The organism is Paenibacillus sp. 1781tsa1 (genome assembly GCF_024159265.1).
Lineage (GTDB): Bacteria > Bacillota > Bacilli > Paenibacillales > Paenibacillaceae > Paenibacillus.
The window spans coordinates 17,082-31,685 of the sequence record NZ_JAMYWY010000001.1 but is presented as its reverse complement, the minus strand read 5'-3'; the positions used below and the strand labels follow the sequence as shown (position 1 = coordinate 31,685).

Sequence of the window (14,604 nt, the reverse complement as noted above, 5' to 3'; positions counted from 1 at the left end):
TAAAGCAGATTACTGTATCATGAAAAATATCTCTTTTAGAAAGTCTTTTGATATCGAAATTCTTCATTGGATTATACCCACACGATTACAAGAAATAGGGGCGTATATGTGACGGTAATTCGTGAATAATCGCATCCACCTTGTTTTGCGGGTAATACAAATGATGTTTCCCTCGGTGAAGCCCGCTGATGGAACGGACAATGTCAGAGACTTCTGACAACTCACGTAAATTGTCCTGTCGATCGAGAAGAAGAATCTGCTTATCCGTGGATTCATCTGGACGAAAAACATCATACGGATTATCCGAAGGAAAATCAATTTCAAGATCATATTCGGGATCGAGGCCTGCCTGTACAAAAGCTTCCCGAATCTCTTCCATCATTGTCAAGTCGACCTGTTCGAGCTCTACATACTTATATAACTTGCGATCCATAAAACGTTCGCATAACTCACTCAGAACAGTATCGTCCTCCTTGCGCCACTGCGTAAATGCCGTCTGAATTAAGGCTTCATCCAACTGCAAATATTCATCTACGGATAATTCTCCTCCAAATAATTGAGGGAGTGGATCTATCATGAAGCGAAATTGAAAACCATGCTGTATGAGTGTTTTTGCTCGCTTGAATATTTGCCGTAATAGAATTTCAGAACTACGGGTTACCGGATGGAAGTAAATCTGCCAATACATCTGGTACCGAGACATTAAGTAATCCTCCACAGCATGCATACCTGACTCCTTGACTACAATCCGTCCATGATAGGGACGCAGCATCCGAAGGATGCGATCAAGGTCAATCGTGCCGTAATTTACACCTGTAAAATAAGCATCCCTGAGCAAATAGTCCATTCGGTCTGCATCAAGCGGGCTGGTCACCAAGTTCACCACAATCGGCTTTTCGTACGTCTTTTGAATGACAGATGCGACCTTCTCAGGAAAATCAGGAGCATACCGTCTTAAGATCGCCCCTACTTCGGTATCACCTGTAATGATGCGACAAGTCCAATCTTCGTGATTCATGTCAAAAGCTTCCTCGATGGAGTGAGAGAATGGCCCATGCCCGAGATCATGAAGTAGAGCTGCACACAGAGCTACAATCTTTTCTTCCTTCGGCCAATCCGAATAATGACTTCTTTCAAATTGAGAGATAATCTTGCGTGTAATCTCATAAACACCTAGTGAATGTGAGAACCGACTATGCTCTGCTCCGTGAAAGGTAAGGTAAGAAGTACCCAGTTGACGAATCCGGCGTAAACGCTGAAATTCCGGTGTGTTAATTAATTGCCATATAACCGGATCTTGCACGTGGATATAATTATGTACCGGATCTTTGAATACTTTCTCTTCCGTTAAACGTTGTTCCATGTCGACTCACTCCTTTAATTTCTTTTATATTAACGCTTTAAGCTTTACGGTTCATCTAAGATTCGACACGACATGACGAACTTTGTCGAATAACGTAGTTTTGTCGTTTTCCAAATCGACAAACTTAACATTGTTGTCTAAATGCGAAAAACGGCTGCCAATCCCTTACCACCAGTAACCTTGTGAAAAACAGCCTTAATTTTAAGCTAATTTTAAGGTTGACTGTTTTGGGAATCGTTGGTATGATGAGTATCATAAAACATAAAATAATGTCGAATAATGACAATGATAGTTAGCTGAGAGGAGCACTGATTATAATGATGAAATCAACAGGTATTGTAAGAAAAGTGGACGAACTGGGACGGGTAGTTATTCCAATCGAATTGCGCCGTACGCTCGGTATTGGTGAAAAAGATGCTCTGGAAATCTATGTTGACGGCGAGCGCATCATGTTGAAAAAATATGAGCCTGCTTGTATCTTCTGTGGTAATGCAGAGAACGTTACTTACTTCAAAGGTAAAATTGTTTGTAACGAATGTATTTCCGAGATCCCTGCACCTGTGACAAAATAAGAAAAACCAGGTATACTGGACTTATCTAAATTGTTATTTCTAACCTTTTTAATATTCCTTAATGGCCTTCCCGGTGTGAACCCCACCGCGGAAGGTATTTTTTTGCCCTGTTATGGGTTCCATTACCCAAAAACTACATTAACGTTGAGTATAAGGTTCCTTTCAGGTTTTGTTCCCCATAACAGAAGATATTTGGTTAGATTAGCTACTCGATTAACGCATTATATACATCCCGCTTCGTCAGACCACGATCCGTTGCCGTTTTTTTCATCGCATCTTTGCGGTTATATCCTTCACCCTCATAATGGCTGACATGATCCGCGAGTGACATCAGCTGCCACCATGCTTCGCGCTCAGCCTTACGCTCCTCTTCCTTAATACCTTCGACTAGCAAACAGTACTCGCCAAGAGGTGGATGCTCTTCAAGCCAGTCTATACATTCCTTCACAGTGCCCCTTGCGAATTCCTCATGACGCTTGGTTAGTTCACGAGCCAGCACAATCGAGCGATCACCCAGAATTTCTTCGAGGTGGACTAATGTTTTTCGAATACGGTGAGGTGATTCATAAAATAACAAAGTCCCGTTGGATTCGTCAAAAGCCTCCAGCACTTTTCGCATGTCCTTTTTCTCCCGCGGCAAAAAACCGCCGAATGTAAAACGCTCCGTCGGTAATCCGGACACGATCAGAGCAGACAATGCAGCATTGGGTCCAGGTATGGGAATGACTGTTATTCCGGCTTCCAGTGCAAGCTGTACAAGGTCGGAACCCGGGTCCGAAATAGCTGGCAGACCGGCATCACTGACGAGTGCCAAATTTTTTCCTTCTATTATATAGCGTATCAGTTCAGGTCCACTTGCCCCCTTGTTATGCTCATGATAACTAAACAGCATCGAAGGTGTAATTTCAAAATGAGTGAGCAGCTTCCGGGTCTGTCGTGTGTCTTCTGCTGCAATGATGTCACAACTCTGCAATGTCTTGATGGCTCGGAAGGTCATATCCTCCAGATTACCAATGGGTGTTCCAACCAGATATAGCTTGCCTGATCCTTCAAGCTGCTCCGCATAGCTTTTCTGAATATGCAAAGTCATCTATAGTCCTCCTTTCGTAGTACGCTCAGCATGTTGCTGGCCATAGTAAATATCCATAATCTCTTCGCAGTATTTCCCCTCTTCATTGTAAACAATGAGTGGAGGAAGCATCCTTACTTCAGGTTTACCATCTTTCATGCCTTCAATTAATACCATGTTGGCTTCCAGATGAGCACGGGGATGTACCATCCGAATTCGTTTGGGCTCCAGCTTATACTCACGCATGAGCGAGATAATCTCTGCAAGTCGCTGTGGACGATGAACCATCGATACTTTACCGCCATTACGTACAAGTCGACTGCAAGCCTGAATCACTTCTTCCAGTGTACACCCGATCTCATGACGTGCCATTGCCTGATGTGTGTTCATTTTGAGGTCACTGCCATTCAGGGGCATATAAGGCGGGTTGACCGTTATTGCATCGTATACAGCATGTCCCGTTTCTTTCACCAGTTCTCGCAAATCACCTTCACGAATCATAATCGATTCATCCAGTGCATTTAATTGTACGCTGCGACGAGCCATATCCGCCAAACGAGGCTGAATTTCAATTCCCTCCAGACTAGCCAGCGTACGCGTTGTAAGCAAAATGGGAACCACTCCGTTACCTGTACACAAATCAAGTACACGACCGCGTTTAGGTACGGAAGCAAATCGGGCTAATAATACCGCATCCATCGAAAAACTGAACACTTCATCACTTTGAATGATTCTTAAATCATGAGAAAGCAGATCATCAATCCGCTCTGACTCATGTAACACGACTTCATTTGCTTTCATATGGTACGCTCATCCTCCGGTACTCTATATCTCATGATTGTTAAGTTAAGGTTTGTAACCTTGAAAAAAAACCGTAGGGGATCCCTACGGTCACTTCATTTATTCAAAAAAGACAGGCAGAACAGACAATCGCCTTCCGTCCGCAGATGTCCATAATAGACGTTGCAGATATGGAAGCCTTCGTGATACAACCGAGCCAGGTTATCATACCCTTCACCCACAACGTCTTCACCTGTAGCCGGACCTGCTGGTCTTGCTACGGGAGCGAGTGCTGAGGAGAGTGGCAGATCTGCCGGAGCCTCACGTTTGAGCAGTTTGCGTAACTGCTCATTCTCGATGGTAAGCCGCTGATTATCCTCAAGCAGCTCCTTCACAATCATTTTTAACTCTCCTAAATCACCGTGCAACTGACCCAGTTGGGTTTCCATTTCATGAATGTGCGTAAACAGATTTTTCTTTTCCAAGTTTCCACCCCGAAGCAACCTTTATGGTTTACTTGATAACGACGTCATCCAGCGGAAGTTCTTTGACTTTACTGATGTCGAACAGTTGAACATGGACTGTGCGGCTACCGGCATTAATTCCGACAACTTTTCCTTCACCCAATGAGGTGACGACCAATTTGCCTACAGCTGGCAGTTCTTCTCTCACACTTTCATAGTTATCATGCTCAAATTTCAGACAGCACATGAGTCTTCCGCACAACCCTGAAATTTTCGTCGGATTCAGTGACAGGCTCTGATCTTTAGCCATCTTGATTGATACCGGCTCAAAGTCTCCCAGCCAGGAAGAACAACACAACACACGGCCGCAAGGTCCGATACCGCCAAGCATCTTCGCTTCATCACGTACACCAATCTGTCTCAGCTCGATTCGTGTCCGGAATATGCTTGCCAGATCCTTGACCAGCTCCCGGAAATCGACTCTTCCTTCAGCTGTAAAATAAAATATAATTTTATTGCGATCAAACGTAAATTCCACATCGACCAGCTTCATTTTGAGGCCATGGTCTTTGATTTTATTTAAACAAGTACCGAATGCTTCCTTCGCTGCACGCTTGTTCTCATCAACCACACGGGCATCGGTCTCGCCCGCAACTCGGATGACTTTCTTCAGCGGCAACACCACATCGGACTCGCCCACTTCCTTCTTACCAACGACAACCTTACCGTACTCTACCCCCCGCGCTGTCTCCACGATAACGCAGTTTTCTTTCTCAATGGGAAGGTCCAGGGGATCGAAGTAATAAATTTTGCCCGCTTTTTTGAAACGGACACCCACTACACTGTACAAAAAATTAACCCCCTTGTAAGCCAACCCCACTTCGTCTGAAGCCCCGTCTTCTTAGGGAACCGGCCGAAGTTATAACCGTTTGCATATGATTGGAACTAACTTATCCCTCTCCCAGTCTTATGCCAAACCGATCAAAAATTGCTCCAGACAAAGCTGGCCATTGACGTTAAAACGCAATTTTTTTCTGCATGCTGCGGCCATATCCATATAGGAGACCCACTGCTCTGTGCTGCGGGTATGTGCCAACTGAGATAGCATGTCTAACTGATCTATAAAAACGATATGTTCATGCCTATCGTACTGAACATACAGCATGTCCCTAAACCATAGATGGAACAAACTGAGTAACATGTCCAGGTGTTCAGAGAGTCCGGTTTTAAAAAGCTTCTGCTGTGCAGAGATCAATGATGTACTTCCTCTACCCAGGGACTCCTTCCCTAATTGTAACATTACGTTTCTAATTTCTGCAAACCAATTCTGCTGGAGAATTTCTCTACATGCTTCCAATCCTGACGCTAAATGGACGGCAGAGCGAGCCAGATTGGCAGGGTGCCCTTCCTCAATTAGTGATTGTAGCATCTCTTCCGGATTCAGTGCGCTGAACGGTACCAATTGGGAGCGTGAACGAATCGTAGGCAACATGGCCTGTCCATTATCTGTAATCAGGATGCCAACTGCCGGTACCTGCGGTTCCTCCAGAAATTTCAACAAACTGTTTGCTGCCTGCACCGTCATTTTCTCGGCTTGTTCTATAATATATACTTTGGGATGACCTGCCTCTGATCGGTATGAAAAGATACGCTGCAGATCCCGGATTTGATCTATTTTAATGTTGTTTCCATCTGGTGCAAGCATGGTTAGATCTGGATGGTTACCATGATCCACCTTACGGCATTCAAGACACTGCCCGCACGCGTCATCTTCAAGCTCTGTACAGAATATTGCCTTGGCAAAGGTAATTGCCGTCTTCCGTTGCCCGCTACCAGCTGGACCGCTAAACAAATAAGCGTGGCTTATTGCCTGACGTCTCAAACTGCTTTGTAACATTTGCTTGGCCGCTTGTTGACCCATTATCTGTTGAAAGGACATACTTCCTCCTCAGAAGCTTAAATTAATAAGCATCCCCCGAATTTCGCCTACTTGTTGTAATAGAGAGATTTTTCCTTCTTCTGTATCCAGCAATTCATCAGCCATGGATAACAGAGCGGAGTCAATTTCATCAATCAGCTTATAACGCTTGCCTCTGCCACGACGATCCCAACCCCTTGTCTCTTTCATGGATACACCGCGACGAACGGTCTCTTCCAGGAACCTTTTAACAAGTTGCTTATACGCCTTCAGTTCACGAATCGTCATGGAACGTGCCAGGCGATCGCCCTGAAGCTGGATTTCACTAAACCGGCGATTCAGTTCAGCTTGTGAGGCCCGTTCCCCCTGGTGGTTCATCATATCAGAGAAATTTTTGGATTGAACCGGTTTGGAACCTGAATCAGTAGAACTGATCCCGCTCTGAATCGGTCTGAATCCAGGATTGATTTTCATGGATACGCCCGCTTTCTATCAAAGTTAGCTAATCGCCCATCAGCACAGTGCGCGCTGCGCCTGTGCGTGAGGATGAGGCTTTTATATATGCTGATCACACTCTATATATAATGGTAGATACACATCACCATCAAGGACTTGTTGTTTGTAGTCAACCTCTTTCCGGATGAGCATTCCCCAGCTAGGAAATGCTCATCCGGAAAGAGTGTGCCAATTCTTCTGATTCGTGAAAGGCAGTTCCATAAGTGGCACGCACGAACTTCATTTAAATCTGCTTGCATCCATCGTTTCCAACATGCTATTGATCATGAAAGACCCCCATGGGTTCCATGCAACGTGTAAATTAGAAATGTTCGAAGCGATCTACCGGGAGAACAAATACAGTAGCTCCACCTACTTGAACTTCAACAGGTAGCGGCAGGTAAGAGTCGGTTGTTCCACTCATCGGTGTGACCGGAGTCACGAGCTGTTCACGAACCTTACAGCTGCTGCGAATGACGTTCATTACGGACTCGACTTGACCATCATCGACACCGATCATAAACGTCGTGTTGCCTGCCTTCAAAAATCCACCCGTACTGGCCAACTTCGTTGCCCGAAAGTTTGCTTTGACCAATGCGCTGGATAATCGGTTGCTGTCTTTATCCTGTATAATCGCAACAATCAGTTTCATCCTGCATAACCTCCTTCAGAATAAGCACCTTTATTAAATGCCCTGTCTATATATTAGACAATTACTCGTCAAAATCCTTCAAAATCCCTGTCTCCAGCGACAAAATCATCGCTGCCAAGACATCCTCCTGTTTCATGGAAGCATCGATAACTCTGATTCGTTCCGGGAACTGCTCTTTTAATAGGAAGTAACCCTCTCGCACTTTACGGTGAAACTCCAGATTCTCCAGATCCAGACGGTTCACTTCGCGGCCGTCATGAGCGTCGATCCGTGCAAGCCCCAATTCAGGCTCGATGTCCAGATATAAGGTCACATCCGGCATAAGATCACCGATTGCAAAGCGATTAATAGCCCATACATTCTCTATCCCGAGTCCACGGGCATATCCTTGATAGACCAGACTGCTATCGACAAATCGGTCACAGATGACTGCTTTTCCAGCTTTCAGCGCAGGCTCTACCTTCTCCGCCAGATGCTGGCTGCGTGCAGCTGCATACAATAGCGCTTCGGTTCGAGCATCCATTGCCGTATGAAGAGGGTCCAGGATAATTGAACGTATTTTCTCCGCAATCTCAATTCCGCCAGGCTCTCGCGTAACTACGTAAGGTATACCCCGTTCTTCAAAATAAGAACCTATTCTACCAATCATCGTTGTTTTACCGGAACCCTCTCCCCCTTCCAGCGTGATGAATTTACCTCTGCCCTGCATATGCTTCCCTGCTTTCTATGTCGATAATTGCATCTATTGCTGCTGTAATTGAAAATGCTTAGACCCTCTTGCTACAGGATATGATATACCCCGCCCAGAGGTGTATAGCTACAGCTATATCGGTACGTAATAATAACACCAAGATCATACAAGCTTGTTTCTTTCTATAATACTATAGGTCAGCAGTTACTCCAACATGAACAACAAAGTAAAGCGTTCAACCGTAGATGATCCATACCCATAATGGAAGCATAATTGATCCGGCAATGGCACTGACAATCATGGATACCGAACTGAGGGCTACTGCATTCTCTCCATATTCAAAAGACCTTGCCATGCCGAGGGCATGAGATGCTGAACCCAATCCAATGCCGTAGGCATGTTTACTGCGGACTTTGGCCCATTTCAGAAGCATCGGCCCTAGTAATATCCCTGAGAAACCTGCGATCATCACAAACAGCGATGTGAATGAGGCATTCCCTCCAACCTGATTAGCAAGTTGAATAGCAACAGGAGTCGTCACGGATTTTGGCAATAAAGCAATGACCATCTCTTGAGGATACCCCAGAAGAATGGCGATTAAAGCACCTGTGGACACACCTGTAATACTGCCTCCGATCGTTCCGCCTACAATTGGAATGATATTTTGCTTCAGCACATGCAGATGTCTGGACAAGGGAAACGCGAGAGATACAACTGCTGGGCCCAAGAGTTCCTGTATCCATTTGCCACCTAGCATATACGTTTCCAGCTTGATACCGGAAATCACCAAGATCAGGATCAGGATGGCAGTCGTTGTGAGTACAGGCATAAGTATCGGCCATTTCAGCCTTTTATATAGACGAGTGGCGGGAATATATACAGCGATAGTTAGCGCGATCATTCCAATTCCGAGGATGAATGCTGACAAGTGATCGCCTCCTTTTTACCTGAATGAGACGATCTCCATGTCATGAGCCACTCACTTAATTTGGCAGATATCAGACATGTGATTAATGTGCTAACGATCAAACCAAGAACTAATAATAATGTGTTAGCTCTAAAAAAATCAAAATGATTAATAATGCCCACAGTAGGTGGAATGAACAATAATTGCAAATGGGATTGAAGCCACGTTGACCCTTCTTCTCCCCAGCTCATTTTGACCCATCCCAGTTGAATGGCAATGAACAAAACCAGCATACCCACAATACTTCCTGTTAACGGCAGATGTAATAGATTTTGAATGAGGTTGCCAATCCAGTAAAAACCGTACATTAACAAAACTTGCAGGACTATTCCTGTATATTTTTTTAGCGGAATACCCAAAGTGTTCCCTTCTTTCTTATGTCTATCTGTATAAGCTGAACTAAAGCGTGTCTCCATACCTGCCGAAAGCCGGAACGTAACTGAACGTGTCTGGAGCAGAGCACGGAGCGGGAGCGCTAACGACCCTATGAAGTCTTATTCAGCGATTTGAAGCGTCCGCAGCAATCTAAGGAATCCGAAACACGCTATATTGGAATAATCAGCCGTTTACAGCGTGTTTGTTAGGTGAATTTGGTTAATAACATGTCTCAGGTTCCTTTCAAAGGAAAAGGAGGACCCGAAGGCTAAATAAGACGTCCTCGGTTCCTTAGAAAATCGTCTGGACATTCGCCAGGATTAGCAATCCTTGACTTCAAGATGTTGGACCCTGACATCCTTCAACGTATTGCATGCCTGAGTTTGAAGATAACAATTAGATTAATGACCAAGAGACCCGCACATGTGTAGGGTCCGGTATCGGTATTGGTCATATAGTCTCCTATTGGTGAGTGCATTCAAAGATTTCATATGTTCCTTTCAATCCTTCATGACCTTTAATACCTGTAGCGATGCATCTGATACTCCGTGAAACTTCGCTCCCTCATCACGCAGGAGTAGTATACGTTCCACCATCGATGGACTTAGGCGTTCACCCGGATAGACAAGCGGAATCCCTGGAGGGTAAGGAATAACCATCTCGGCTGATCGACAGCCCGCACTGTCTTCTATCGGAACATTGATCGTATCCGTCTCCACAATTGGTTGCAGGGTGAAGGAGATCGGTTCGGAGTAGCCAGTGTTTCCTTGTAAATTGTTCCACGTGGAAATATAATGCGCAGAATCTTTCGCGAGCTGATGTGATGTCTCTGCATTAGATTGGACCTGCTCATGCCCATCGGCAGAGCTGATATGGTGTAAAGCCTGCAACAGGTGCTGAGCATCTTGCACCGTTGAGCCCAGGCTGAAGAGCAAGACGACGTATCGTTCGTCGCTCATCTCGGGCACACAGCCGCATGCTTCCAGCTGCTGCTGTAGCCCATAACCGCTCAGCACCCCTGCGCCGTCATAGATGACGGCCTTGAATGGGTCCTGAGCGGTATACCCCGCGGCAGAAGGCATCGCCGCCGCGGTCAGGCCCTCCCGTGTCTGCTGCGCAGCGGACACGGACATACCAGCCGGCTTCGCTGTTCCGGCTGGCGGCTCTGGCTGCAGCGGCTGTGCAGGCTGCAGCAACTGGAAGCGCTGCAGCTCCGCGAGGCCGCGCTTAAAGGCGTTCACGGCGGCAAGCCCCGCCGTGAACGTGTCCGCGCCCTGCACGTGCAGCAGCCGGCGCGCAAGATCAAGCGAAGCCATCACCGGGTATGATGGGCTTGAGCTTTGCACCATGGCCAGGCGTTGCCTTAACAGGGACCGGTTTAACCGCGGTCCCTGAATGTGCAGCATCGCACCCATGGTGAAGGCCGTCAGCATCTTATGCGTCGACTGCACAACACCGTCTGCTCCGCAAGACAGTGCAGAGACAGGCAGCTCCGGATGCTGCCCATAATGCGCGCCATGCGCTTCATCCACGAGCAATGGCATGCCAGCTGCGTGGCATACCTCGGCGATGGGCGTCAGATCAGCGCCCATGCCATAGTAATTGGGCAAAGTGACAAGTACTCCCTTTGCCTCAGGATAGGACTGGACAGCAGCCTGAACCGTCTCTACCGACGGCATGACCGCAAGTCCAGACGCAGGATCGACCCACGGCTCCAGAAAAACAGCTCTTGCGCCGGCCAGCATTAACCCGTGAATAACGGATTTATGTACATTCCGCTGCACCAGCACAATACTATTCGGCTCATCACACACGGTAAGAAGTAAGGATAGATTACCAGCCGTACTTCCCCCCACAAGGAAGAAACTCTCCTCTGCCCCAAAACAATCTGCCGCAAGCTCCTGTGCTTCTTGGATCACACCTTCCGGATGATGCAAATCGTCCGTGCCCGTAATCTCTGTAACATCCATCTCCATCATCTCCAGGAATGAACGATCCGGTGCCAATCCTATTTCCGAATGAGTCGCTTCATCGCTGAGTCGTTCCCCACTCCCTATAGCATCACCATGTTTCTCCACTGAACTAAATCGCTCTATCCTTCTGTTTACATTTCTTCCCGCTTCGCTCTGAATATCTCCGTTGTGCTGGTGTTCCTCATTAACAATATCCTTAACGGGGGATTGTCCTGCTTCTGCTTGTTTCAGCAAATGTCGGTAAGCTTGTCCATTCTTATGCCCAGGCACATGAAAAGAACGCTGCTTTGATTCACGATACGCAAGCAACGCTTCATATAAAGGGGCTCTACTTGATTTAGTTTTATGATCCATGAAATAACCATCCTGTACATATATAATGTGCGCCCGGTGCGCTCCCAAATACTTTCAAATACTAAGGAACCCCATTCTTCCCCATCTCCACACGCGCTGCTGCAAATTTTCTATATCATTATATCAGCATACGCCTTCCTTAAATGGCAGACAAGACTCTCTCTCGTAAAAACAGAAAAAGGCCCATTGGGCCTCTATACACATCAGCATCTTTACAACGTGATGTTTCACTTCTACTTCTATTAGCAATATGCATTATGCGTTTTTTTGTACCCAAATTTGCTTCATTTGATGAATAAAATAATTGTACTTGGCATCCTGCGCATCGGTATGAACCATTTCTGCTTCACAAGTGTCACATATGAATTCAGATACAATAAAAATGCCTTCTCTTTTTCTTTGCTCGCAGATAATGCATGTGTGTTCGGCATGTTCTTCCATGAACCATCCCACCTTGTTTTACGTTTACTATCAGTATTGCACAGTTTCTATTATTTTATACATTTTCATAGTGCTTTCTTTCTATAAAATATATATATTCGCCCACCCCCTTTGGGGTGTCTGTACCGAAAAATACATTCATCTTCTGATCAAGAGCATTCATCTACTCCTATCTACACTGTTATCCTGCAACCATCGCATTTCCCTCAAAATCGCGTATCCCTTAGTCTGGCTCAAAACTTATATTCAAATTTCTTAAAAAAACTTGGAATCCCAGCCGATATATAATACATGATAACGATATCAAAGCCTGACAGTCCATGCATTCGAGAGTATACTGAGATAAGCACAGTCGAATCTCAATATCTTGTACAATCGTCATGGCGTGATAGACAAGGTTCATATATACATACATAATGCATTCCCTTTTACACGTATAAGAAAACAAATACCTATCCCACACAAACGTGAATTTGAAGGAGGATATATAATCGTATGATCGCCGAACCGGAGAATAAAGCAACATTTTATCAATACCGGCTTCTGAAAAAAAAGGCTATCGCCCGCAGTGTCATCTATAGTTATCTGTGCCTGCCGGTCATCATGCTTTTATTCAATCTACTTGCATTCTCTTGGACTGGCCTCTTCTTTTTTGTACTGGCAGGCCCAATCACCATTTGGATTCATTATGTCATCGCCAGAACGATATTACTTCTGGTACGTACCTCTTACGCCAAACGGTGGCGCTGGAATCTGCGTATGCCTTGGTTGGGTTATATCCCTGATCAGCATTTCAGCTTCCGTATGTTTGTCCGGGTACACCTTAACATGAGCTGGATTGGACTATGTATCATTACCGTATGTTTGATATGGTCCCCGTTATCCTTCACCCTCTCGCTGATCTTCTGGCATTTGTGGTTACTGGGTCCTCGCTTATATGTTGTCATGGTGCTCTCCCGCGAGCGCAAAGATGGACTCATCAAATTAAATGAACAAGATGTCTCATATTATCTGCAATAATGCCCTTCGTTCATCCATTAGTACATGTATCTCATTTACCCGTAATACATAATGGCCTGAGCCCCTCGGATATTTGTTAAAAAAAAGATCTCGTATCGTCCAGCTGGCTCAGCCTCACATGATTAAATAAAGGTTATCCACTGTGGATAACCTTTATTTTTGTTTCCCTTCTTATTCCTTATCCACAGTATGGGTATAGTTAAATTAGTTATCCCCACGACAGACTCCGTTCTTCTTCTCTTTTCATCTGCTGTACCATATCTCTTAACTCCAGATATCTCGTATACTTTACTCCTATGAGCGATCTCTTGCTCTGTCTCTGCTCTATCTCCTTTCCCACCTTGCCTTCCATCAACCATTCAATCTACCCCTTACCTTTATATAACTCTATATCTTTCGTCCTCTACCTTTAAAGCTCAGCACGCCCCTATAATAGTTCAAGCGCATATGCTCACCTTTCTGTACGACAATATCTACTCCTAATCTTCTGTACCTTTATGGCCTCTCCAGCATTACACCATAGGTATCCCATCACGACTAAAGCCTTCTTCGTAAAATAACAAAAAGCCCCCGATCAAGTACACGGGAGCTTTACTATATAAGGAACATCACAGCGTTAATTTTCATATCCAATCTTACACGCAGCAGCTCAATCGTCTTCAGCCAATGATTTAACTGTCGTTTGAGTAGCATCATTTCTAGGAACCATTAGTGTAAAGGATCCATCATGTACTGCTAAATGCACAGTATGTCCTTCCTTTGCAAATACACGCAAGGTACTGGATTCATTGGATGTACCCTTGGCTTGCCTCTCTGTCCAACCCCAGCTTTTAATCTCGTCTAGATATACCTCAGGCAAGCTAGTACTCTCACTAATACCAGACAGCGTATATCGAACATAATCCATATCCGAATTGTTCTCGGACTGGTCAGATTTATTCGCTACTTTAGGCACCGGAAAACTCTTCTCGTTCACCGCACCTTCATATGAAGTCCATACAGATCCTGAAGCTTCACCGCATCCTGCCAGAACAACGGTCAAACAAAGCAACAGAATTGATTGTAGTCCAAGTCTCCGCCAACTTAACACACACACCCTCCTTTTCACAGCTGCACATTCCAGCTCTGTGGTCAGGTACTTTTAGCATATTTAACATAGTCCTATTATACTGGTTTTGCCCCTGTTATCCGTAACAAAAATGTTACCTTCATTTAACGATCATGTTAGAGCTTCCGCCCATCATCTCTAATCCTTATAAAAAAATAAAAACCACCACCGAATGACATCGGCAGTGGTTCTTTGCTTGGCGGCGTCCTACTCTCCCAGGACCCTGCGGTCCAAGTACCATCGGCGCTAGAGGGCTTAACGGTCGTGTTCGGGATGGGTACGTGTGGAACCCCTCCGCCATCGCCACCAAACGCATAGCTGTGCTTACATTTCAGAGTTGTTGTTCTCTGAAAACTAGATTC

17 protein-coding genes and 1 rRNA gene are annotated in these 14,604 nt (G+C 45.4%); 2 read left to right on the top strand and 16 right to left on the bottom strand.

Going from position 1 to position 14,604, the window contains the following annotated elements; genetic code table 11:
• Positions 1-85 precede the first annotated feature (85 nt).
• Entirely contained in the window at positions 86-1,363 is a 1,278-nt protein-coding gene (locus tag NKT06_RS00145) for an HD domain-containing protein (RefSeq protein WP_253428874.1), read from the bottom strand.
• Positions 1,364-1,680: 317 nt separating this feature from the next.
• Between NKT06_RS00145 and NKT06_RS00140 the strand changes: the two genes are divergently transcribed.
• The gene (locus NKT06_RS00140) at positions 1,681-1,935 is read left to right on the top strand and encodes an AbrB/MazE/SpoVT family DNA-binding domain-containing protein (protein ID WP_024633700.1); all 255 of its coding nucleotides are present in this window, start codon (positions 1,681-1,683) and stop codon (positions 1,933-1,935) included.
• A gap of 205 nt (positions 1,936-2,140) precedes the next feature.
• On the opposite strand, the gene rsmI is transcribed toward NKT06_RS00140, so the two are convergent.
• From rsmI to NKT06_RS00080, 12 genes are all read right to left on the bottom strand, one after another.
• A complete protein-coding gene (rsmI, locus tag NKT06_RS00135; RefSeq protein WP_253428872.1) occupies positions 2,141-3,025 on the bottom strand; it encodes a 16S rRNA (cytidine(1402)-2'-O)-methyltransferase in 885 nt (294 codons plus the stop codon).
• On the bottom strand, positions 3,026-3,805 hold the full coding sequence (locus NKT06_RS00130; RefSeq protein WP_253428871.1) for a tRNA1(Val) (adenine(37)-N6)-methyltransferase: 780 nt from the start codon (positions 3,803-3,805) through the stop codon (positions 3,026-3,028).
• A 95-nt stretch (positions 3,806-3,900) separates the two neighbouring features.
• Entirely contained in the window at positions 3,901-4,269 is a 369-nt protein-coding gene (gene yabA / locus NKT06_RS00125; RefSeq protein ID WP_253428868.1) for a DNA replication initiation control protein YabA, read from the bottom strand.
• Between the two features lie 28 nt (positions 4,270-4,297).
• Positions 4,298-5,098 carry a PSP1 domain-containing protein gene (locus tag NKT06_RS00120; protein WP_053778939.1) on the bottom strand — a complete coding sequence of 267 codons (801 nt, stop codon included), beginning with the start codon at positions 5,096-5,098 and terminating at the stop codon, positions 4,298-4,300.
• Positions 5,099-5,215: 117 nt separating this feature from the next.
• Positions 5,216-6,187: a DNA polymerase III subunit delta' gene (holB, locus tag NKT06_RS00115; RefSeq protein WP_253428866.1), complete on the bottom strand. Its 972-nt coding sequence runs from the start codon at positions 6,185-6,187 to the stop codon at positions 5,216-5,218.
• Positions 6,188-6,196: 9 nt separating this feature from the next.
• A complete protein-coding gene (locus NKT06_RS00110) occupies positions 6,197-6,640 on the bottom strand; it encodes a YaaR family protein (RefSeq protein WP_017691389.1) in 444 nt (147 codons plus the stop codon).
• Between the two features lie 343 nt (positions 6,641-6,983).
• Positions 6,984-7,313, bottom strand: coding sequence for a cyclic-di-AMP receptor (locus NKT06_RS00105; RefSeq protein ID WP_017691391.1), 330 nt, complete (start codon positions 7,311-7,313; stop codon positions 6,984-6,986).
• A gap of 61 nt (positions 7,314-7,374) precedes the next feature.
• Positions 7,375-8,022: a dTMP kinase gene (gene tmk, locus NKT06_RS00100; protein ID WP_253428864.1), complete on the bottom strand. Its 648-nt coding sequence runs from the start codon at positions 8,020-8,022 to the stop codon at positions 7,375-7,377.
• A 217-nt stretch (positions 8,023-8,239) separates the two neighbouring features.
• Entirely contained in the window at positions 8,240-8,932 is a 693-nt protein-coding gene (locus NKT06_RS00095; RefSeq protein WP_253428862.1) for an LrgB family protein, read from the bottom strand.
• Positions 8,902-9,330: a CidA/LrgA family protein gene (locus NKT06_RS00090; RefSeq protein ID WP_253428860.1), complete on the bottom strand. Its 429-nt coding sequence runs from the start codon at positions 9,328-9,330 to the stop codon at positions 8,902-8,904. Before NKT06_RS00090 ends, NKT06_RS00095 begins: the two co-directional genes overlap by 31 nt.
• 516 nt (positions 9,331-9,846) lie before the next feature.
• Positions 9,847-11,673: an aminotransferase class I/II-fold pyridoxal phosphate-dependent enzyme gene (locus NKT06_RS00085; RefSeq protein WP_253428858.1), complete on the bottom strand. Its 1,827-nt coding sequence runs from the start codon at positions 11,671-11,673 to the stop codon at positions 9,847-9,849.
• Positions 11,674-11,928: 255 nt separating this feature from the next.
• Positions 11,929-12,114, bottom strand: coding sequence for a sigma factor G inhibitor Gin (locus NKT06_RS00080; protein WP_017691396.1), 186 nt, complete (start codon positions 12,112-12,114; stop codon positions 11,929-11,931).
• A 495-nt stretch (positions 12,115-12,609) separates the two neighbouring features.
• On the opposite strand from NKT06_RS00080, the gene NKT06_RS00075 reads away from it, so the two are divergent.
• Positions 12,610-13,134: a hypothetical protein gene (locus tag NKT06_RS00075; protein ID WP_076216777.1), complete on the top strand. Its 525-nt coding sequence runs from the start codon at positions 12,610-12,612 to the stop codon at positions 13,132-13,134.
• 122 nt (positions 13,135-13,256) lie between these two features.
• Here the strand turns inward: NKT06_RS00075 and NKT06_RS00070 are convergent, their stop codons facing one another.
• From NKT06_RS00070 to rrf, 3 genes are all read right to left on the bottom strand, one after another.
• On the bottom strand, positions 13,257-13,493 hold the full coding sequence (locus NKT06_RS00070; RefSeq protein ID WP_253428856.1) for a hypothetical protein: 237 nt from the start codon (positions 13,491-13,493) through the stop codon (positions 13,257-13,259).
• 290 nt (positions 13,494-13,783) lie between these two features.
• Entirely contained in the window at positions 13,784-14,224 is a 441-nt protein-coding gene (locus tag NKT06_RS00065) for a hypothetical protein (RefSeq protein WP_253428854.1), read from the bottom strand.
• Positions 14,225-14,436: 212 nt separating this feature from the next.
• Positions 14,437-14,553, bottom strand: a 5S ribosomal RNA gene (rrf, locus tag NKT06_RS00060).
• Positions 14,554-14,604: the final 51 nt, after the last annotated feature.